Source organism: Pseudomonas sp. P129 (assembly GCF_020312195.1).
In the GTDB taxonomy this organism is placed as follows: domain Bacteria; phylum Pseudomonadota; class Gammaproteobacteria; order Pseudomonadales; family Pseudomonadaceae; genus Aquipseudomonas; species Aquipseudomonas fragariae.
Window position 1 is genome coordinate 110,107 of record NZ_JAGPYS010000009.1, and the last position, 21,377, is coordinate 131,483.

Sequence of the window (21,377 nt, forward strand, 5' to 3'; positions counted from 1 at the left end):
CAGAAGCACAGACGATGCTGGGTTCGACACTTTGGCTGACACTGGCCACCCTCACCGGTCTGGCTGCCGGATTTGCCCGCGAATGGCTGTTGGTGGCGGCCTGGGGTGCCGGAGGCCAGAGCGACGCGTTTCTGGTTTCGATGTTCCTGCCCGAGGCGCTGCGCATGTCACTGGCGGCGGGCTTGCTCAGCGCCGCCGCCCTGCCCCTTTATCAGCAGCGTACCGCTGAACGGCAACAGCGCTGGCTGGGAGGCATGGCACCGCGTCTGTTACTGACCGGGCTGGCAGTGAGCGTCGTTCTGCTGTTGAGCGCCGGTGGGCTGGTGCGCCTGATCGGTCCGGGGCTGGATGCCGACGGCTATGCGCAGGCTGCCAGCGGCCTGCGCTGGCTGGCCTGGTGCGCACCGGGCTTCATGCTGCATGCGCTGTTTTGCGTACCGCTGCAGGCTCGCTCGCGCTTCGTGCTGGCCGGGCTCGGCTCGCTGCTGTTCAACCTGCCGCCGGTCATCTACCTCGCCACGTTCAGCCATGCCTCGACGTCGACCGGGCTGGCCAGCGCATGCGTACTGGGTAGCGTGCTGATGCCGGGTGTATTGCTGCCAGCCCTGTATCGTTCTGGCTGGCGGCCCTGGCAGTGGCAATCGGAAGCCGGCGCAATGCGTGAGCTGTTGCAGCGCATCGGCCCGCTGCTGAGCAGCAACCTGGCCAGCCAGGGTCTCGCTCTGCTGGAGCGTATGGTGGCCTCGCTGCTCGGCGAAGGCGCGGTGACCTGGGTCAACCTGGCGCGCAAACTGATCAACCTGCCGCTGATTGCCTTGATGAGCCTGAATCAGGTGCTGCTCGGGCTGATGAGCGGCAGTGCCGGCGATCAGCGCCTGTCGCTGCTCAAGCGCGGACTGGGCAGCGCGACCTTGCTGACCTTGCCGGCGGTGGCCGGTCTGATCGGCGCGGCTGGCGCTCTGGTGACACTGTTGCTGCCCAATCAGACCCAGGGCGGGCCGCTGCCGGAACTGCTGGCCTGGTTTGCCGCACCGCTGATGTTCGGTGCCTGGAATGCCTTGCTGGCGCGCTATGCCTACGCCGGCGGTGACACACGCCTGCCGCTCAACTGTGAGCTGATCGGCAGCCTGTGCAATGCGCTGCTGCTCGGCGCGCTGCCTTTTGCCTTCGGCCTGACCGGCATTGCCCTAGCCGCGCTGGGCGGCGCACTGGTCACTGGCGTGCTGCTGATGCGCCGCCAGTCATTGCTGGATGTCTTGCCGTGGCGCAGCCACTGGTTGCTGGCCAGCCTGCTGATGGCTATCGCCGCCCTGTCGCTGCATCCATTGCACGACACCTGGCTGCAACTGGGCTTGAGCTGCGTTTACGGCGCGCTGCTGCTGGTCGGGCTGGCGTTATGGCTCAAACCGTGGCGCAACGTATCGGCCTGATCGGCCGCCTGGCGGCAGGCTTCCCTGAAGCGTTCCAGGCTCGGCGAGATGAACTTGTCGCGGTGCCTGATCATGAAGAACCGGCGATTGAGCGGCGGCAGCGGGCTGGCGAGCGTGCGCAACTGCCCGCTGGCCAGCAGGTCGGCGACCACACGACGGGACAGGCAACTGATGCCGATGCCTTGCGCGAGGGTGCGCATGATTGCTTCCGAGCTGCCTACCTGACGCATGTCCTGCAGGTCATGCAAATGCCTGAGCAGCAAGTGTTCGACCTCTTCGCGCGTTCCCGAACCCTGCTCACGCAGCAGCCACTCCGCGCTCTGCAGTTCGCCCAGTGACACGTGTTCCTGCCCGGCCAGCGGATGGGCGCAACCGGCAACGATGACCATTTCATCCACCAGCCATGGCTCGGCGATCAATTCCGGCAGATGACAGGGTGCCTCGATCAGCCCCATGTCGATTTCAAACTGCGCGACCTTGCGAGCAATCAGCGCGCTGTTGCCGATGTCCACATCGATGCGCAATTGAGGCGTCGAGCCGCGCAGTGCCCCGACGATCTGTGGCACAACGTAATTGCCGATGGTGCTGCTACTGCCGATACGCAGGCGAGCATTCAACGCCGCGTCGGGCAACAGAAAACTGTCCTCGATCTGCTGGGCGTTTTCCAGCATCTTCATGGCACGCGGCAGCAGTGCCTGCCCACTGTCATTGAGCACCAGCCGCTTGCCCACGCGGTCGAACAAACGCGTACCCAACGCGCTTTCCAGCTCGTTCAATGCCGCGCTGGTGGCTGACTGGGACAGCGCCAGAGCGCTGCCTGCGCTGGTGGTGCTGCCACAACGGGTGATCGCGCAAAAAATCTGTAATTGCCGCAGGTTGATTCTCAAGAGCGCCTTCTCTCGCCGAATAGATCTACCTGATAAACAGGTAGCGATGAGAGAGATTACCCGTTTAGAAGATTGACTGTCGATCCGTAGACTGATGGCACGTCCCGAAATCACCAGCAGGAGACTGTCATGAGCAGGCTCGCAATCCTCATCAAGGGCAACGCCCCCCTCGCCGCACTGACCAGCCCGCTGGAGGCGATTCGACAATTCACCCCCAACTGGTTCGCCGTGACCATGGGCACCGGGATTCTGTCGCTGGCGCTGGCTCAACTGCCGGGTGGCCCCGTCCCGCTGCGCGCGGTGGGCGAAGCGTTGTGGTTCCTGAATATCGCCCTGTTCACGCTGTTCAGCGTGATGTACGCCAGCCGCTGGTTGCTGTTTTTCGATGAGGCACGTCAGGTCTTCGGGCACTCCACCGTGTCGATGTTCTTCGGCACCATCCCCATGGGCCTGGCCACCATCATCAACGGCTTGCTGGTGTTCGGGCCGGCACGCTGGGGCAGTGCCATTGTCCCGGTTGCCGAAGCCTTGTGGTGGCTGGACGTGGCGATGGCCATGGCGTGTGGGGTGCTGATCCCTTTCATGATGTTCACCCGTCAGGAGCACAGCATCGAGAAGATGACCGCTGTCTGGTTGTTACCGGTGGTGGCGGCAGAAGTTGCAGCGGCCTGCGGGGGATCGCTGACGACGCATCTTGCAGCCGCTGACTCGCAGTTCACGGTGCTGATCACCAGCTACGTACTGTGGGCCTATTCGGTGCCTGTGGCGCTGAGCATTCTGGTGATTCTGCTGTTGCGCCTGGCGCTGCACAAACTGCCCCACGAAAGCATGGCGGCGTCCAGCTGGCTGGCACTCGGTCCCATCGGTACGGGCGCGCTGGGCATGCTGGTGATGGGCAGCGACGCCCCGGCGATCTTTGCCGCCCACGGCCTGGCATCCATCGGCACGGTGGCCGTCGGCATCGGTGTGGTGGTCGGTATGCTGTTCTGGGGGCTGGGTCTGTGGTGGATGGCGCTGGCCGTGTTGATTACGCTGCGCTACGTGAAACAGGGTATCGGCTTCAATCTGGGCTGGTGGGCATTCACCTTCCCGCTCGGGGTGTATGCGCTGGCGACGCTCAAACTCGGTGCTACCCTGCATCTGGGCTTCTTCGATGTCTTTGGCACGTGGCTCGTCGCGCTGCTGGCACTGATGTGGTCGGTCGTGTCAGTACGTACGCTGGCCGGCGCCTATCGGGGTTACCTGTTCGTCTCGCCCTGCATCGCAGCACAAGGATGTGTCCGCCGGTAAGTTCCCTTGAACTTACCTCTGCGACACGGCGCCTGAGAAGAATATCTTCATGACAGAGAGCCTTCATGCCCACCTCAGCATTTTCCGCCAGTAACTTTTCCGGCAACCACGCAGCTCGCGACGAAAACATCGTCATCAATTCCTACACCACCGTGCTGCGCAGGACGGGCGTTCCCCATGAGCTGTTCGCGACCTACTGGCGCGACGTTCATGGCCCGCTGTGCGCCAGGCTTGAAGGCCTGGGCTGGTATGTTCAGCATCACCTGACGCGGGAAAAGGACGGCCACCTGTGGCCGGTCATCGAAGGCGTTACGGCATTGCCGGGCTACGTGCTGGACGGTGGCGTGGAGATCGGCTTTCTGTCCGCCGAAGCGCAGAAACAATTCAAGGATGCCAGCGCCCTGCTGTTCTCCGACGAGCAGAACATGTTCGAAGAAACCATCGCCTATGACGTGCCGGATGGCTCCAGCACACTGGTGGATCGTCTGCCTGACCCGATTCCCAACGAAACCGCCACACAGGACAAGATGCATCTGCACTTTCATCTGGCCAGCGATGACCTGCCTGCGGCCCGCAAGGCCATTGAGCAGCTCGCCCGTGACATGGCCAGTTCCGATGCGGTGCTGAAACTGCGCCTGCACCTCGCGCAACCTTACGATAACGCCAAGCCTGCACCGCCTGCGCCGGATGTTAATCATGAGGTCGAAAAGTCGCGCTTGAATATCGTCATGATGGAGTTGGTGTTCGAATCGGCCTGGACGCGCAGGACCTATTACGCCAGTGAACACTTCAAGGCGATCACCCAAGGCCTCAGCGAGCATGTTCGCTACATCACGCCGTTCGGTGTCAGCGGTGTCTACACCTATGTGCGCGATGCGCTGATGACCACCGCGGGCGTGCGTGGCAGCAGGCAGGCCGAGCTGATCCGTCAGTTGGGCGCGATCAACCAGACCCGGTCCGAGATCGAAAGCCTGTTTGGTGCGCCATCGACTTTTTGAAACACATGTGACCCGCACGTCTGCTTTAACCGGCACGATTCGGAATCGTGCTTTACTCAGCAAAATGGATTTGGGTGACGCCTGTGAAAGCTCTGACGACTCGTGAGGTGTATCAGCAACTGCGGGATGCTGCGATGGGTACACGGTCGCTGAAACTTATCGGTACACCCTCCGGTTCCGGGCTACAACAGGTCGAGATCGATGGCTGGCTGCTGTCGCTGGAAATCACTGAAGGCAGCCCGACCCGCTGTCGGGCATGTCGCTGTCCGTTGGGTCGGGAGGGCTCGTTCGAAAGCTGGCTGCGCACTGATCCGGTGAGTTTGCTCAGTGGCTGGGAGCATGCGCAGATCGAGCGGTTGCTGGGTGAGGCGGCAGCCGGGCAGCCTGGGCTCGATCAGGTTCGGGGTCAGTCACCAGACTTTCAATGACCGGTGCTCAATGTTCCAGATTGCGTTTGGCCAGGGCACCTCATGTTCCGCATGGTAATGCCTTTCGTGATGCTCCGCGTCACACGGCGGTTCCGTGACATTAGCTAGATTAGAGTTCGACTCAAGTCACCTTTTCGCCCCTCGGCGACTCACTTTGAGGGACCAAAGTGAGCAAAGTCCCCGCTCCGGTTTCCGGCCCGACTTCGTCGGGTTCCTTCGTCCTGTCACTGATCCGGGGGTCGCCGCAACGGGCCTTCCATGGCCCGGTGCGGCTAGCCTGGCGTCCTGCCAGGCTACCCCCGGATNCGTTCCTCACGCTCCGCGTGGGAATGCAGTTCGTGACGCTCTGCGTCACACGGCGGTTCTGCGAGATCAAGTGAATTGGGGCTCAACCCAGGTCACCTTTTCGCCCCTCGGCGAGTTACTTTGATGGGGCCAGAGTAACGTTGCACTCTATGTCGTCAGTGCCATTGAGACTGAAAAGCGCTTTGCCTGGGCTCAGCCCATTGCTGAATCGTTTAACTCGGCGTTAAATGGCCACTCAGACGATAGGCAACACCATAATTCCAATAATTACAGAAGGACCACCACCATGAAATCCCTTCCTCTGCTCGTAGGCCTCGGCGCCCTTACAGCCGCTTCCAGTGTGTTTGCCTGGGATTACGTGCTGCTCGACACCGACAAGGCTGCGCAGAATCAGCAGATCACCAGTCAGCAACTGGGCGTCAAGACCGACAAGCCGTTCACTGTCACGATGCGTACGCTGCATGGCGGTCGTCAGGAAGGCGTGAGCATCATCGATATCGACAACGGTACGATGAAGCTGTCGGTCGTCCCGACCCGCGGCATGAACGTGCTGCAGGCATCAGTCGGCGATGTGCGTATGGGCTGGGATTCGCCGGTCAAGGACGTGGTCAATCCGGCCTTCATCGAGCTCAATGGCCGCGGCGGATTGGGCTGGCTGGAAGGTTTCAACGAGCTGGTAACCCGCTGCGGCTACGAGTGGGTGGGCCATCCGGGGATGGACAACGGCGAGCTGCTGACCCTGCACGGCCGTGCAGCGAACATTCCGGCGAGCAAGGTGACACTGCAGATCGACGAAAAACCGCCGTACGCGATCCGCCTCAAGGGTGAATTGAAGGAGCAGGCGTTCAAGAAGGTCGACTTCTCGGTGCAGACCGAACTGGTCACCGAGCCAGGCAGCACGAGCTTTTCGCTCAACGATACGCTGACCAACAATGGCGATTATCCGAAAGAATACCAGGCGCTGTACCACAGCAATTTCAGCACGCCGTTCCTGGAGCAAGGGGCGCGTTTCGAAGCGCCGGTCAAGCAGGTTTCGCCGTTCAACGACAAAGCCAAGGGTGATCTCGGCGACTGGCAGACCTACCGCGCGCCGACGCCGGATTACGACGAGACGGTCTACAACATCGTGCCTTACGGTGATGCCAAGGGTGACACGCTGACCGTACTGCACAACAAGGCTGGCAGCCTGGGCGTGTCGGTCGGTTTCAATACCAGGCAGTTGCCGGTGTTCTCGCTGTGGAAAAACACCGACACCAAAGGCCAGGGCTACGTCACCGGACTGGAACCGGGGACCAGCTTCTCCTATAACCGCCGCTTCCAGCGCCCGCTGAATCTGGTGCCAACCATTGCCCCGAAAGAGCAACGTCAGTTCCAGATCAGCTACAGCCTGCTGGCTGACAAAGGCGCGGTCGACAAAGCCCTTGGGCAGGTCAAGCACATTCAGGACGGTCGCGAAACTGAAGTGCGCAAAGAGCCGCTGGTGGACCTGAGCAAGGAGCAATGATCGTTATCTGACGATTTTTCAACGCCGCGCTGAAACAGGGCCGGGTGTCGACGCAAGCCATTACGTCGACATCCGGCCCTGCTCGTTTCGGTGGTAAAAAATTCTCACAACACTTGAGGTTTTCGCCTGTCTACACCCTCTCAACCCTTCGAAGACGAGCATGCACATGAAAATCCTGATGGTTTTGACATCCCATGACCAACTGGGCGACACCGGCAAGAAAACCGGTTTCTGGCTCGAAGAGTTCGTCGCGCCGTATTACGCGTTCAAAGAGGCCGGTGCCGACGTTACGCTGGTTTCTCCGAAAGGCGGTCAACCACCGCTGGACCCGAAGAGCGATGAGCCCGACGCGCAGACCGAAGACACCAAGCGTTTCTCCAAAGATGCAGATGCGCAGAAAGCACTCGCTAACACCGGCCTTCTGTCTGGCGTCAATGCTGCCGATTTCGATGCCGTGTTCTACCCGGGCGGTCACGGCCCGCTGTGGGACCTGGCTGAAGACAAGCACTCCATCGCTCTGATCGAGGCATTTGCCAAGGCAGACAAGCCACACGCAATGGTCTGCCATGCACCTGGCGTATTGCGTCACGTCAAAGCAGCGGACGGCCAGCCACTGGTCAAGGGCCGCCGCGTCACAGGCTTCACCAACAGTGAAGAAGAAGCGGTCGGCCTGACCAATGTCGTACCTTTTCTGGTCGAAGACACGCTCAAGCAACTGGGCGGTGACTACTCCAAGGGCGACGACTGGGGCGTTTACGTATTGACCGATGGCAAGCTGGTAACCGGGCAGAACCCGGCCAGTTCGGCGCAGGCAGCCAAAGACCTGATCACGCTGCTGAGCTGATCGATGTGTGCGGTTCGGCGTCCGACGCGATCAGCATCGGGCAACGGACCGCGCGTCATTTAAATCGAATCTTGCACACGCCACACTGACCAATAACCACACCCCTCGACAATAAGGAATACGGTCATGGCTGATGAATCCAAACGCGAAGACCTCGATCACAAGCCGGAAAACGCCGGCAAAGTGGGCGAGAAGAACAAACAGCTCAATCAGCAGGGTGAACAGGCCCGACCTGCCACCTCTCCCGACCCGCAGAAAGACAAGTCAGGCAACTGACGCCGCGTCAGAGCAAGCCGCGCTCGGCACACACCTTCACGACTTGTTCACGCAGCCAGCCACTGGCTTCGTCTCGATCCGCCTGGGCGCTCCACAGCATGTCCAGACTGAAGCCGGGCAAGTCAGGTGGCAGTTCGAATACGCAAATCCACGGCTCATTGCCCAGCAGCGTCTGAATACGGCGTGGCAGAACCAGAATGAAATCGGTGCCTTCCAGCAATTGCAATGCCGCCCGGTAGCTGTTGGCGCGCGCGACGATGTGGCGCTCAAGCCCCTGGCGCTGCAGCCAGCCATCCACCATGTTGGTGTCGGACGTCCAAGGCGTCGGGTAGACATGACGGTGCCGGATGAAGGTTTGCAGGTCGATCAGGGCGCTGACCGGCGCGAACCGGGAGTCCATGATGCAAACCAGATCATCCTCCATCAACACCTGCGAAATCAGGCTGTCCGGGACTCGGTGAAAGCCAGGCCCGAAGCACAGGGCGAGGTCAAACAGACCGTCGTTCAATTGCTCGGCAGGCAACTGCTTCTCCAGCTTTTGCACATTGACCGTCACCGAGAAGCCGGCTGCAACGAAGTCACGCAGCAAATGCGGCAATACCAGCAGCTCGAAATACTCAGGCGCGCAGACCGTAAAGGTGGTCTGTGCGCGAGTCGGGTCGAACAGATCGAGACCGTCATGACACAGGTTGACCGAGCGGAGAATCTGCTGCACATGGTCATGCATGGCCAACGCCTTGCGGGTCGGACGCATGCCGTTGCGGGTGCAGATGAACAGATCGTCCTCGAAGTTGGCACGCAGCTTTTTCAGGCAGTAACTGACCGTCGACTGGCTGACATGCAACGCTTCCGCGACCAGGGTCAGGTTGCGCTGCTCATACACCGAGACAAAGACCATGAGGTCCTGCATGTCCAGCTTTCTCAGGGCATTACTGTTAAGCATCAAGGCATCTCGCTGGCGCTATGACCGGGCGGTCAGGTCAACGCGCACAAGATAGCATCAAAATGCAATCATTCAGCCTGTCTGCCAGTGATGACAGGTTCGCCGAGTGCGTCGCGCAGATGATCAGCATAACGTCGAGGGTCGAGTCGCACCACCATCAACAGCATGATCACGACCAACGCCATCAGTGACCACCATGCACCCGCAAAGCTGCCCGTCAGGTCACGAATCACTCCGGCAAGCAGCGGCGACAGGCTGGCGATCAGATAACCCACGCCCTGCACGAATGCCGTCAGGCTGCCCGCCTGCTGCGGATCATCGCAATGATCCATGGACACGATCAGGCTCATCGGAAAAAGACCGCCAATCCCCAAGCCCAGCAGGCATGCCCACAGCAGGCCCAACTGCTGCGGCATCAAAATCAGCCCGGCAAAGCCGGTCATCATCAATATCAGCAGCACAACCAGCGCCACGCGCTTATCGCGACTGCGGTTGGCCAGCGCCGGAACCAGCAGACCCGATACGACCTCCATCAGGGTCAGAAAGCCCAGCAGTAACCCTGCACCCTGCTCACCCCAGCCGTTTTCCAGATAATAGGGCGCCAGCCAGGCCAACACACAGGTATAGGACGCAGTGCCAAGACCGAAGAAAATCCCCAGCATCCAGGCCCGAGGCATGTGGAAGAAGGTCTGCCGGTGCCCTGCAGCGATTGACGCGTCGGACTGCAACACGTGCCGCTGGGCAAACCAGAAGCACATTGCCAGAAGAGCCAGTAGCGACCAGACCGCCAGGCCGACGCGCCAACTGCCACTGCTGCTCATTAGCAGAGGGCTGAATGAGGCGGCCAGCGCGGCCCCGCCCATAATCGCGGTCACGTACAGCCCCATGTACAAGGAGACGTCGGCCTTGAAGCGCGATTTGATCAACGCGGGCATCAGCGCCTGAATCAAGGCAATACCCAGACCCGCCAGCACAGCGCTGAAAATCAGTTCGGCAGCAGAATCGAGAAACAGACGCGCCAGGGTTGCCAGACCGATAAGCGCCAGTGAAAGCATGATGCTGCGATACGAACCCAGGTAACGAGCAATGCCCATGCCGAAAAACATGGCCAGTCCCATGGCCATGACCGGCAGCATGGTCAGCAACGACGCCGTCCCGAAACCCAGCGGGACGTCCAGACGAATCGCCACCAGCAATGGACCGACCGCGGCCATCGACGGGCGCAGGTTCAGCGCCACCAACAGGACACTGATCATCAACCCCATATTCTGAACCGCCGAGCCACGCATCTGCATACCGTCACCATCGCTATTGATGGTCATGATTAGGCCGGGCGCGTGCTCAGGTGACAAATCAAAATCTGGGCCGTGCTATCTAAAAATCAGTTCACCCATGCCACAGGCAGATTTCAGGCATTCTGCCGACGGCAGCCGCAGGATTCTGCACCCTCGGTCTGTGCGGTTTCAGGCTCAACCACCTCATCCACGCCCAGCCACCAGGTCAGACCGCGACACGGGTATTGCACATAGAACGGCTGGCCCATCATCGGCGTGGCGATCGAGACATTCTGCTCCCAGGCCAGGGCCAGAATGCGATCGAACGGTTCGTGCCAGGCATGCATCGACAGGTCGAAGGTGCCGTTGTGGATCGGCAGCAACCAGCGACCGCGCAGGTCCAGGTGCGCCTGCAGCGTCTGCTCGGGCTGCATGTGCACATCGGGCCACTCGACGTTGTAGGCGCCGGTTTCCATCAGGGTCAGGTCAAATGGTCCGTATTGCTCGCCAATGGTTTTGAAACCATCGAAGTAACCGCTGTCGCCACTGAAGAAGATCCGTTGATCGCCATCGATCATCACCCAGGACGCCCACAAGGTGCGGTTGCTGTCGAGCAGCGTACGCCCCGAGAAATGCTGCGAGGGCGTGGCGACGAACTCGATGCCCGCCACCTCGGTCGACTGCCACCAGTCCAGCTGACGCACCTTGTGCGCAGGCACGCCCCACTCGATCAACGTATCGCCCACGCCAAGCGGCGCCAGAAAGTGCTCGGTCTTTTCGGTCAGCGCCTTGATGGCCATGCGATCGAGGTGATCGTAATGGTTGTGCGAAAGAATCACCGCCTTGATCGGCGGCAACTCTTCGAGGCTGATCGGCGGCTGATGAAAGCGCTGCGGGCCAGCCCACTGCACGGGCGAGGCACGCTCGGCAAACACGGGGTCGGTCAGCCAGAACTGGTCGCGCAGTTTGAGCAGAACGGTCGAATGCCCCAGGCGGTAAACAGTGTTGTTCGGCGCTGCCAGCAACTGTTGACGCGACAGCGGCTGTACCGGAATGTCGCCTGCCGGGCGTGTGTCCTTGGGCTTGTTGAACACCTGATCCCAGAAAATCCCGAGCGTGCGCAGCAGACTCGACGGCTTCATGGCCGCATGATTGCGGTATCGCCCTGCGTGGCGGGACAAGACAGGCAGTGAAGAAGCGTACTTTTTCTGATGTGTCGAGGCCATGGTTCGCTGACTCCTGGGGGCAGGTTGAGGCTCCAGCCGTGCATTCTTCGTACGTGATCCTGTTGCAGGATGTCCGAGGGAAAATATGTAACAGTGTTTTACACTACACGGTGTAGTTTTAAGCTTGCATGATCCTTGGCGACAAGTAAACTGCTGAGTGTAATTTTCTCTAAACGCACGTTTGAAGCGAACCTAATGACCGAACCCATGCGCCTTACCGATCAGAAACGCGAATCCATCGTCCAGGCGGCTATTGCCGAATTCGGCGATCGTGGCTTCGAGATCACCAGCATGGACCGGATCGCCGCGCGGGCCAAGGTTTCCAAGCGTACGGTCTATAACCATTTCCCCAGCAAGGAAGAACTGTTCGCCGAGATGCTGCAGCGCCTCTGGAGCTGCGCCCCGCCGCAGGCTGAGGTGGTTTTTCGCCCGCAAATCGGGCTGCGCGAGCAGTTGCGGGAATTGCTGTGGGGCAAGATGCGCAATCTGACCAACAGCCACTTTATCGACCTGGCCCGCGTGGTGGTCGGCGCCACCATTCACTCACCCGAACGGGCTCAGGTGTGGATGGCGCGTATCAATGAACGAGAAGAAACCTTCAGTGCCTGGATTCGCGCCGCGCAGAAGGACGGCCGCCTGAAGCCGGTTGACCCGGCCTTTGCCGCGACGCAAATGCATGCATTGCTCAAGTCGTTCGCGTTCTGGCCGCAGGTGACGTTCAGTGCTGCATTGCTTACCCCCGAGGAGCAGCACACGGTGGTCGAATCGACGCTGGACATGTTTCTCGGCTGGTACGAAATAACCCGCTGACGCTGAAGCGGTCAGTCCAGCACAACGCCCCGGCACTCACCGAAGCCAATCGAGATGTGCCCTTCGCGATGACAACGGGCACGCAGAAACACCTCGTCGCCACTTTGCAGGAACATGCGCACTTCGCCATTGGGTAATGTGACCGGTTGTTTGCCGCCTGCGGTCATCTCCAGCAGGCTGCCGTACTGACCTTCCTGGGGGCCGGACAACGTACCGGTGCCGAGCAGGTCACCCGGCTGCAATTTGCAGCCGTTAACGCTGTGATGCGCAACCATCTGCGCCACTGTCCAGTACATGTTCAGCGAGTTGCTCAGACCCAGCCTGTGAGGCGCCAGGCCGTCGGCTTTCATCTGTGCAGTCCGCAATAGCACTTCCAGCTCGATATCCAGCGCCCCGCCCTGCTGATCGTGGTCATCGAGCAGATACGACAGCGGTTGCGGATCGCCGTCCGGACGTGGCGGTTGGGCACGACGAAACGGTTCAAGCGCTTCGGCAGTCACCACCCAGGGCGAAATCGTCGTGGCAAAACTCTTGGACAGAAACGGTCCCAACGGCTGGTATTCCCATGCCTGTATGTCACGCGCCGACCAATCGTTGAGCAGGCAGAACCCGGCAATATGCTCGGCGGCCCGATCGATCCCGATGGACTCGCCCTGGGCATTCCCCGGCCCGATCCAGACCCCCAGTTCCAGTTCGTAATCCAGGCGTTGGCAGGGACCGAAAGCAGGAGCGTTCTGACCTGCCGCCAGGGTTTGTCCGCTGGGGCGCCGCACAGCCGTACCCGAGGGACACAAGGTCGACGCTCTGCCGTGATAGCCGATCGGCACGTATTTGTAGTTGGGCAGCAGCGGGTTGTCCGGGCGGAACAGCTTGCCGACATTCAGCGCGTGATGAATACCGACGTAGAAGTCCGAGTAATCACCCACCCGAGCGGGCATGTGCAACGTGCACTCACTCATCGGCAACAACAAACCGGCAACGCCCTGCAGCCTGTCGCGCTGCGGGCTGTCTTCATCGAGCAACTGCAACAAGGCGGCGCGCAATGCCTGGCGGGCAGCGGCACCCAGTGCAAGAAAATCATTGAGCTGGTCGCGGCTGGCAACCTCGGCAACATCGGCGGCCGGTCCCTGAAACACCCCGGCCTCTGTTGCTGCGCGCAGATCGAAAATCCTGTCGCCTATGGCCACTCCGCCACGCGGGCAGGTCTGGCCATGGCTGAACACGCCCAACGGCAGGTTCTGCAGCGGGAAATCGGCATGCCCGTTGGCAGATTCGACCCAGCTACGACGATTGAGCGCGGTAGTCATCAGCGTGGCTCCTGGGTGAACGTCCTGGCCATATCCTTCCAGCAGGCATCGTAATCGGTTTGCAGTTGCGGACAGTCGAGCGCGTGACGACTGGGGCGCAATACCTTGCCGGTTTCGAACATGAAGGCCATGGTGTTGTCGATCCTGTGCGGTTTCAGCTCGGCAGCAATGGCCTTTTCGGCGGTGACATTATCCGGGCCGTGCGCACTCATGCAGTTGTGCAGCGAAGCGCCACCGGGCATGAAGCCTTCGGCCTTGGCGTCGTACGCGCCGTCGATCAGGCCCATGAATTCGTTCATCAGGTTGCGGTGGAACCACGGCGGACGGAAGGTGTTTTCCGCCACCATCCAGCGCGGCGGGAAGATCACGAAATCGATATTAGCCTGGCCATGAATAGCCCCCGGTGAGGTCAGCACGGTGAAAATCGATGGGTCCGGGTGATCGTAGCTGACCGTACCGATCGTGTTGAAACGCCGCAGGTCGTACTTGTACGGAACGTTGTTGCCGTGCCAGCCCACCACGTCAAAGGGTGAGTGCTCCAGTTGCGTCGACCACAGCTCACCGAGGAACTTCTGCACCAGTTGCATCGGCTGGCGACTGTCTTCAAACCAGGCAACCGGGGTCAGAAAATCACGTGAGTTGGCCAGCCCGTTGCTGCCGATCGGGCCCAGTTCCGGGAGGCGCAAGGCGCAGCCGTGATTCTCGCAGAGGTAACCACGGGCGCTGCTGTCGAGCAGGTGCACGCTGAACTTCAAACCTCGCGGCAAGACGGCGATTTCCAGGGGCTCGATGTCCAGCAGGCCCAGTTCGGTAACGATTCTGAGCCGGCCCTGCTGGGGCACCACCAGCCATTCGCCATCCGCGCTAAAGAACGCTCGCTGCATGGAGGTGTTGGCGGTGTACAGGTAAACGCTGACACCCTCGGCCTGCTCTGCCGCCGAGGTGCTGGCGAGGGGGATGAGACCGTCAATGAAATCGGTCGGTGCCGCGGGGATATCGAAGGCATTCCAGCGCAACCGGTTGGGGTTGATCGGCCCCGGCTCCTGACCGGCCATCTGCCGATCCATGCGCTGGTAACGCGAATGGGCTGCCGATGGCTTGATCCGATACAGCCAGGTACGTCGGGCTTCGCTGCGCGCGACCGTAAATGCGGTGCCCGAAAACTGCTCGGCATACAGACCCAGAGGATGCTTTTGCGGCGAATTCTGGCCAACGGGCAGCGCGTCGGGCAGCGCCTCGCTGCTGAACTGGTTGCCAAAGCCCGACTGATAAACCAATGCGTCGGAACTGGAGTGGATAGCCATCTGGACCTCTTGTTGTCATGGGGTCGGGCAGAGACAGGACGAAACATTATTTTACGTAAAGCGATTACGCATAACGTAATTTGAGTTTGCCAGCCGGTCAAGCTATAAAGCTGCCTTTCCCGATCGGCGCACAGCACCCCCATGACCCAGGAAACCGAAAGCCCCGCAGGCGGACGCCAGCAGAAGGTCCAGGCCGCTGAAGTCGGGCTGGGCGTGCTCAAGGCACTTGCCGAACTCGCCCCTGCCACGTCCCTTTCGAGACTGGCCGAACACCTGGGCATGCCCGCCAGCAAGGTTCATCGTTATCTGCAGGCGCTGATTGCCAGTGGCTTTGCCGAACAGGATGCTGTCAACAATCACTACGGGCTGGGGCGCGAGGCGTTGCAGGTGGGGCTGGCCTCGCTCGGCAAGCTGGATGTCCTCAAGGTGTCGGCCCCCTGGCTGGCCAGCCTGCGCGATGAGCTGAATCAGACCTGCTTTCTGGCGGTATGGGGCAACAAGGGGCCGACCGTGGTGTATGTCGAACCCTCGATGGGTGCGGTGACGCTGGTCACGCAGATCGGCTCGGTGCTGCCGCTGCTTGGCTCGTCCACCGGTTTGGTGTTCGACAGCTTTCTGAACGGGCGCGAAACCGCTGCGCTTCGCGAGCAGGAAGTGCCGTTGCTGAGCGCCGCACAGGTGCGTGAGGTCGAGCAGCATGTCGAGCAGATTCGTACCGCCGGCGTGCACCAGATTCAGGGCTTGCTGATGCCGGGTATCAACGCAGCCTCCTCACCGCTGTTCGCCATGGGTGACAAGCTGGTGGGCGTGATCACCGTGGTCGGGCCGGGGTCGGTGTTGAACGACGCGACACAGGATCTGGCGGCCACGCGGCTTTTGCAAACGGCGGTGGCGATCAGCGAGCGCATGGGCGGTAGCCGTCCGTCAGACTGAATCAGGGGGAAGCGCTGGATACCCTGGCAAAATGGCTATCTGCTTGCCACCCTTGAATCGAGCGACCTTCGACGCGGTTACGCCCTTTGGTTTTGGCCAGGTAAAGAAGTCGATCCGCTTCCTTCAGCGCAGCGGTGTGCGCATCCTTCTTCTCTGCTGCGTTGATCGCCACCACGCCCGAGCTGATGCTCAGCCTGCCCAGCGGGCTGGACGAGTGCTCTATACAACTGGCTTCAATGGATGATCTGATTTTTTCCGCAAGTTTCAGCGCCCCTGCCAGGTCGGTTTCAGGCAACAGAATGACAAACTCTTCGCCGCCGTAACGTGCAGCCATATCCCCAGACCGGTCGAGGCTGTTGCCAATCAGCCCCGCCACTTGCCTCAGGCAGTCGTCACCCTGCAGATGGCCGTAGGTGTCGTTGTATTGTTTGAACCAGTCGATATCCAGCAAAATAATTGCGATGGTTGCATCATTCCGGCTAGCCCGCCCCCACTCCTGCTGCAAGGCCGTATCGAAGCAGCGTCGATTGGCCAGGTGCGTCAGGCTGTCCGTGTGAGCGATGATCTCCAGGTCGTTCCTGGCAATGTTCAGTTCCCCCTCCGCAGTGATCAACTGCTGGATTTGCCGATACAGCAGGACGCCCAGAAAAACCAGCGCCAGGATAATGATGCCGGTGATGGTCATGGAGCGCTGTGCATAGGCCCACCAGGGCGCGAACACATGCTGACTGGAGATACCGGCAGCGGCGACGATGGGCAATCCTGACACACGCCGATAGGCATAGATCCTTTCCACCCCATCCACCACGGAGTTGATCACTGCGGTGCCGCTGTCGCTGTACGGCAGATAGCGAGTGAAGATATCGCCCTTGGCCACATTGGTGGTCATCAGTGCGGTTAATGTGGGCCTACGCGCCAGCAGGTCGCCATTGTTCAGAGCGAGGAAGATCACGCCCTTGTCGTCTACATCCATGCGCTGGAAAAACGCCTGGAAATAAGTCACCGGCACCGTGGCCAGGGCAACGCCTGCAAAACTGCCATCCGCCGCATTGATACGCCGACTGACCGGGATGATCATGTCCCCCGTATTGCGGCTTTCGACAATGGAACCTATATGAATGGACGGGTCAGGGTTGTCGCGGTGATAAATGAAGTAGGCGCGGTCTTCGTTGTTTCTGGTCTGCACGCCCTTGGCAAAGGAATTGGCGACCCAGTTGCCCTGGGCATCGTAGATGAACAGCCCCTGAAGCCCTTTGACGTTTACCAGGTCTTGAGCCATCAGCCTGGTCAAGCGGCTTTGCTGCTCGCCTGCGGCGCCATCCTGCTCAACACGCTCGGCAAGGTCTCGCAGCGTGTTGTCAGCCTGTTGCAGGGTGTCCTGAGCCTGTTGCTCAGCAGCAAGCACGATATTGGACACCGCAATCCTGGCGGTGGCCAAGCGCTCGAGCTTGGACTGGTTCATCTGCCAAGCGGTGGCCATGATCAACGATAGACAGACCAGGGCAATAAAGCCGATCAACGCTTTGCTGAGCGCCGAAGGTGTAAGCCTCGTCGAAATAAAGGAAAGCGGCTTCATAGGATTGTCATCAAATTGGCAGTGAAACCTTCTATGCAGTTTCCATACCTTTGCGACACTTAACCTGAACATCTTGTTGCATCAGGTAACGCTGGCCTTAGTTGGATCGATGCCCGCCTGGCTAGTTGCTCAAGAAGTTGTTACAGGTATCCGGTTTTTTGACGATACAGCTTCTGAGCTGTCCGAAAACAGCTGCCGATACGCTACTGTGAGAGGTGCTCCAATGCCAATGTATCGAACGTTGTTTTTCCGGCGTGGCGCAGGCGCGTGTTGGCAGGGTGCTTTCAACGGTGCCGGCACAGCGGCGTTGCCCATCGATCGCTGCGTGTTTCAGGCCCGATCAGCTTATAGCGATGGCCTCAAATGAACACTTACCCGGTCGGCGATGATGACGAAGAACGTATTCGTATCTTGAATGCCTTTTCGTTGATGGATACCCCACCTGAGCACGAATACGATCAGATCGTGCAAATGGCATCGCGGATTTTCGATGTGCCCATTGTGCTGATTTCTCTGGTTCATCGCGACCGGCAATTCTTCAAGGCACGCGTTGGCCTCGATGTCTGCGAAACGGGCCGCGACGTCTCATTCTGCAATTTCGCGCTCATGGGCCGTAACGTTTTTCTGGTACCGGATGCCTTGCAGGATGAGAGGTTCAGCTCAAACGCTCTGGTGGTCGGCGCTCCCTATATTCGCTTTTATGCCGGGGCGCCGCTGATAACCGCCAGCGGTCATGTGCTGGGCAGCCTGTGCCTGATCGACAATAAACCCAGGGAGACTTTCTCGGAGCGAGATCAGCGGGTTCTTCAGGACCTGGCAGTCATGGTCATCGAAAGAATGGAGTTGCGTCGGCTCGAACTGGAGAATGAAGACAGCCACACCCGCTTCATGAATATCACCTCGACTTCACCCGACGCGATCATCTGCTCGGACAGCAAAAACCGGATCATCTCATGGAACAATTCGGCCGAGCTCATTTTCGGGCATCGATCCGAGGACGCCATGGGAAAGCCTCTCGACATCATTATTCCGCCCGAAATGCGCTCCAGGCACCATGCCGGTCTGTCGAGGGTGGCTGCAGGCGGTCCGGCCTCCATCATCGGAAAATCCATCAACCTGACGGCCATCCATCGCGACGGTCATACCATCCCCATCGAGCTCTCGCTCTCACAATGGACGTCTGCCGGCGAGCCACAATTCGGAGCGATCATTCGTGACATCACCCAGCGTGTCGAGGCGGACAAATTACTCAAGCATGCGGCCGAATACGATCACCTGACCGGGCTTGCCAATCGATCGACGCTCAAGAGGCGGATCAAGGAGGCGTGCGATGCTCAGCTTTCAGCAGCCATCCTGCTGATCGATCTGGACGGGTTCAAGGACGTCAACGACACGTTGGGCCACGCTGCGGGTGATTTTGTGCTCAAGGTGACCTCTCACCGTCTTCGCGAACACGTACCGGCCTGCCATATGGTCTCGCGTCTGGGCGGCGATGAATTTGTCGTGTTCCTGTCCGAAACGGCAGACCCCGACAAGGCGATCAAGCTGGGCCTGGAGCTCATCGCGGTCATCGAGGAGCCGATAGAATTTGAAGACAATTCAATCTATATCGGCGCCAGCATCGGCGTCTCCGTAAGGTGTGGCTCCGACTACGATGAGGAGCAAATGCTCGGCAATGCGGATCTGGCGCTCTACCAGGCCAAGTCTGACGGCCGCTCCCTGGTACGCACCTTCACCTCCGAGCATCGACAGACCGCGTCAAGAAGAGGCGCGCTCAGCTCATCGATGCGTCAGGCGTGGGCCAACAAAGAGTTCGAGCTGTACTACCAACCTCAGGTACGACTTGCGGATGGTCGTATCACCGGAGCCGAAGCCCTTATACGCTGGAACCATCCGACACTGGGTGTCGTGTCCCCTGCGGTTTTTCTACCGGCACTGGAAGCCAGTCTTCTTGCGGTGCCGGTGGGCGAATGGATACTGCGTTCAGCCTGTGAGCAGGCAGCGCAATGGCGAAATACCGGCTGCGAGGAATTCCGCATCGGCGTCAACCTGTTCGCCGCGCAGTTTCGCATGCGGGACTTTGCCGAAATGGTTGAAAGCGCGCTTGAAGACTTTTCCTTGCCGGCACACTCACTCGAACTGGAAATCACGGAAAACATCATCCTGCGAAACGAACAGCGCATTATGGAACCGCTGCGCCACCTTCGCTCATTGGGTGTGGGCATCGCATTCGATGATTTCGGTACCGGCTATGCGTCCCTGAGCCTGCTGAAAGACTATCCGGTGACACGACTGAAGATCGACCGCTCATTCGTGAGTGGCGTGGAGCGCAGCAAAAAAGACGAAGTCATCGTCGAGGCCGTCGTCAGGCTGGCAAACGGCTTCAATCTTCAGGTCACGGCAGAAGGCATAGAAACCCGTGAGCAGGAAAGTCTGATGCGCCATTATGTGTGCGACGAAGGCCAGGGCTATCTGTATGGTCGCCCCATGCCGGCGCATGAATTCACCAAGCGTTATATCTCTTCTCACAATTGGCACGCTGACGTGCTCAAGCACAACTGACTCAGAACGAGCCTGGGCAGGCTCGTCTGATCGCGCAATATGGACGCCTCTGGTGATCACTCAGTCCGGCGTCAGTACACCACGCTGGATCTGGTCGCGTTCGATGGATTCGAACAGTGCCTTGAAGTTGCCCTCGCCAAACCCGTCATCGCCCTTGCGCTGAATGAATTCGAAAAATACCGGGCCCATCAGCGTTGCGGAGAATATCTGCAACAGCAAACGACGCTCGCCGCCTTCGGAAGAACCATCGAGCAGAATCCCGCGTGACTTGAGCTCGGCCTCCGGCTCACCGTGGTCGGGCAGGCGGCCTTGCAGCATCTCGTAGTAGGTATCCGGCGGCGCAGTCATGAAGCGCATGCCGGTGGCTTTCAGCGCGTCCCAGGTCTTGATCAGGTCATCGGTAAAGAAGGCTACATGCTGAATGCCTTCGCCATTGAACTGCATCAGGAACTCTTCGATCTGCCCCGCGCCCTTGGACGATTCCTCGTTGAGCGGAATGCGGATCATGCCGTCCGGGGCGGTCATGGCTTTGGAGGTCAGGCCGGTGTATTCGCCCTTGATGTCGAAGTAACGCAGCTCGCGGAAATTGAACAGCTTTTCATAGAAACCGGCCCAATACGCCATGCGCCCGCGGTACACGTTGTGGGTCAGGTGGTCGATGAATTTCAGACCGGCACCGACCGGGTGGCGGTCAACGCCCTCGATGAAGTTGAAATCGATGTCGTAGATCGACGTGCCCTCGCCGAAGCGATCGATCAGGTAAAGCGGCGCGCCACCGATGCCCTTGATGGCGGGCAGGCGCAACTCCATGGGCCCGGTAGCGATTTCCAGCGGTTGGGCGCCCAGTTCAAGCGCCCGGCTATAGGCCTTCTGCGCATCTTTCACGCGGAACGCCATGCCGCATACCGAAGGACCATGCTCGGCGGCAAAGTACGATGCCAGGCTGTGCGGCTCGTTGTTGAGAATCAGGTTGATCGCGCCCTGACGATACAGGGACACGTCCTTGGAGCGGTGGGTCGCGACTTTGGTGAAGCCCATCATCTGAAACACGGGCTCAAGGCTATTGGGCGTCGGTGATGCGAATTCGATGAATTCAAAGCCCATCAGGCCCATTGGATTTTCGTAAAGATCAGCCATGACTGGCTCCTTGCAGGAAAGTGAGAGTGAGTAACCCTGGCAATCACTGTCCTGCGGGCGGCGCACACGGAATCCCTCGCACGCTGCGTGCGAGAAAATCACCGAATATCAGTTGCAGACCAAGAATCTTCATGAGGGCAGCCTACTCCGGCTTGTCCGATTGTGCATCAGGGTGTGCCTGGTAAAAGACCGAGGGCTGCCGGGCCAGATGCTCGACCCGCTGAATACGCACGAATGCAGTCAGGTCGACGCGGTAACGATGCGCTGCGTACAACAGGGGTAGCAGGTAAATATCGCATGGATGCGGTGTTTTTATTTTCGTAAACCCATTACGTAATGCGT

At 59.7% G+C, this 21,377-nt stretch carries 18 protein-coding genes and 1 pseudogene; 10 read left to right on the forward strand and 9 right to left on the reverse strand.

The annotated features are described in order from the left end of the window. Positions 1-14 precede the first annotated feature (14 nt). Positions 15-1,430: a murein biosynthesis integral membrane protein MurJ gene (gene murJ, locus KBY02_RS19875; protein ID WP_096135328.1), complete on the forward strand. Its 1,416-nt coding sequence runs from the start codon at positions 15-17 to the stop codon at positions 1,428-1,430. On the opposite strand, the gene KBY02_RS19880 is transcribed toward murJ, so the two are convergent. After that, positions 1,364-2,317 carry a LysR family transcriptional regulator gene (locus KBY02_RS19880; protein WP_024641748.1) on the reverse strand — a complete coding sequence of 318 codons (954 nt, stop codon included), beginning with the start codon at positions 2,315-2,317 and terminating at the stop codon, positions 1,364-1,366. The two genes, murJ and KBY02_RS19880, sit on opposite strands and share 67 nt — an antisense overlap. A gap of 129 nt (positions 2,318-2,446) precedes the next feature. Here KBY02_RS19880 and KBY02_RS19885 point away from each other — a divergent pair, with 129 nt between their 5' ends. From KBY02_RS19885 to KBY02_RS19910, 6 genes are all read left to right on the forward strand, one after another. Next, positions 2,447-3,607 (forward strand): TDT family transporter, encoded by a 1,161-nt coding sequence (locus KBY02_RS19885; protein WP_104684394.1) that lies wholly within the window; start codon positions 2,447-2,449, stop codon positions 3,605-3,607. A 65-nt stretch (positions 3,608-3,672) separates the two neighbouring features. Next, positions 3,673-4,605 carry a hypothetical protein gene (locus KBY02_RS19890; RefSeq protein ID WP_104684395.1) on the forward strand — a complete coding sequence of 311 codons (933 nt, stop codon included), beginning with the start codon at positions 3,673-3,675 and terminating at the stop codon, positions 4,603-4,605. 83 nt (positions 4,606-4,688) lie between these two features. After that, positions 4,689-5,033 carry a hypothetical protein gene (locus KBY02_RS19895; RefSeq protein WP_104684396.1) on the forward strand — a complete coding sequence of 115 codons (345 nt, stop codon included), beginning with the start codon at positions 4,689-4,691 and terminating at the stop codon, positions 5,031-5,033. Between the two features lie 592 nt (positions 5,034-5,625). Then, the gene (locus KBY02_RS19900) at positions 5,626-6,843 is read left to right on the forward strand and encodes an aldose 1-epimerase family protein (protein WP_024638681.1); all 1,218 of its coding nucleotides are present in this window, start codon (positions 5,626-5,628) and stop codon (positions 6,841-6,843) included. A 166-nt stretch (positions 6,844-7,009) separates the two neighbouring features. Beyond that, entirely contained in the window at positions 7,010-7,687 is a 678-nt protein-coding gene (locus KBY02_RS19905) for a type 1 glutamine amidotransferase domain-containing protein (RefSeq protein WP_024642312.1), read from the forward strand. Positions 7,688-7,813: 126 nt separating this feature from the next. Next, positions 7,814-7,963: a hypothetical protein gene (locus KBY02_RS19910; protein WP_002554136.1), complete on the forward strand. Its 150-nt coding sequence runs from the start codon at positions 7,814-7,816 to the stop codon at positions 7,961-7,963. A gap of 7 nt (positions 7,964-7,970) precedes the next feature. Here the strand turns inward: KBY02_RS19910 and KBY02_RS19915 are convergent, their stop codons facing one another. The 3 genes from KBY02_RS19915 to KBY02_RS19925 form a co-directional block, all read right to left on the reverse strand. Then, complete coding sequence (locus KBY02_RS19915) at positions 7,971-8,906, reverse strand: LysR family transcriptional regulator (protein WP_011268357.1); 936 nt, start codon at positions 8,904-8,906, stop codon at positions 7,971-7,973. A 68-nt stretch (positions 8,907-8,974) separates the two neighbouring features. Continuing rightward, positions 8,975-10,201, reverse strand: coding sequence for a cyanate transporter (locus KBY02_RS19920; RefSeq protein WP_024651384.1), 1,227 nt, complete (start codon positions 10,199-10,201; stop codon positions 8,975-8,977). 113 nt (positions 10,202-10,314) lie between these two features. After that, positions 10,315-11,406 carry an MBL fold metallo-hydrolase gene (locus tag KBY02_RS19925; protein WP_011268359.1) on the reverse strand — a complete coding sequence of 364 codons (1,092 nt, stop codon included), beginning with the start codon at positions 11,404-11,406 and terminating at the stop codon, positions 10,315-10,317. A gap of 195 nt (positions 11,407-11,601) precedes the next feature. On the opposite strand from KBY02_RS19925, the gene KBY02_RS19930 reads away from it, so the two are divergent. Next, a complete protein-coding gene (locus tag KBY02_RS19930; RefSeq protein WP_003403760.1) occupies positions 11,602-12,216 on the forward strand; it encodes a TetR/AcrR family transcriptional regulator in 615 nt (204 codons plus the stop codon). Between the two features lie 11 nt (positions 12,217-12,227). On the opposite strand, the gene fahA is transcribed toward KBY02_RS19930, so the two are convergent. Both fahA and hmgA read right to left on the reverse strand, forming a co-directional pair. Beyond that, a complete protein-coding gene (fahA, locus tag KBY02_RS19935) occupies positions 12,228-13,523 on the reverse strand; it encodes a fumarylacetoacetase (protein WP_024661117.1) in 1,296 nt (431 codons plus the stop codon). Continuing rightward, positions 13,523-14,827 (reverse strand): homogentisate 1,2-dioxygenase, encoded by a 1,305-nt coding sequence (hmgA, locus tag KBY02_RS19940; RefSeq protein ID WP_024661116.1) that lies wholly within the window; start codon positions 14,825-14,827, stop codon positions 13,523-13,525. The genes fahA and hmgA overlap by 1 nt, the downstream gene beginning before the upstream one ends. Positions 14,828-14,968: 141 nt before the next feature. Here hmgA and KBY02_RS19945 point away from each other — a divergent pair, with 141 nt between their 5' ends. Next, positions 14,969-15,760: an IclR family transcriptional regulator gene (locus KBY02_RS19945; RefSeq protein WP_003403763.1), complete on the forward strand. Its 792-nt coding sequence runs from the start codon at positions 14,969-14,971 to the stop codon at positions 15,758-15,760. A 1-nt stretch (position 15,761) separates the two neighbouring features. Here KBY02_RS19945 and KBY02_RS19950 read toward each other — a convergent pair whose 3' ends face one another. Next, on the reverse strand, positions 15,762-17,336 hold the full coding sequence (locus KBY02_RS19950; protein ID WP_024651386.1) for a sensor domain-containing diguanylate cyclase: 1,575 nt from the start codon (positions 17,334-17,336) through the stop codon (positions 15,762-15,764). A gap of 363 nt (positions 17,337-17,699) precedes the next feature. Here KBY02_RS19950 and KBY02_RS19955 point away from each other — a divergent pair, with 363 nt between their 5' ends. After that, positions 17,700-19,898, forward strand: a complete 2,199-nt coding sequence (locus tag KBY02_RS19955) for a putative bifunctional diguanylate cyclase/phosphodiesterase (RefSeq protein WP_104684397.1) — start codon at positions 17,700-17,702, stop codon at positions 19,896-19,898. Positions 19,899-19,958: 60 nt separating this feature from the next. Here KBY02_RS19955 and hppD read toward each other — a convergent pair whose 3' ends face one another. Together hppD and KBY02_RS19965 are read right to left on the reverse strand one after the other, a co-directional pair. After that, positions 19,959-21,035, reverse strand: a complete 1,077-nt coding sequence (gene hppD / locus KBY02_RS19960; protein WP_010438666.1) for a 4-hydroxyphenylpyruvate dioxygenase — start codon at positions 21,033-21,035, stop codon at positions 19,959-19,961. Positions 21,036-21,177: 142 nt separating this feature from the next. Next, a pseudogene (locus tag KBY02_RS19965) lies at positions 21,178-21,336 on the reverse strand (maleylacetoacetate isomerase); the annotation flags it as partial. Positions 21,337-21,377: the final 41 nt, after the last annotated feature.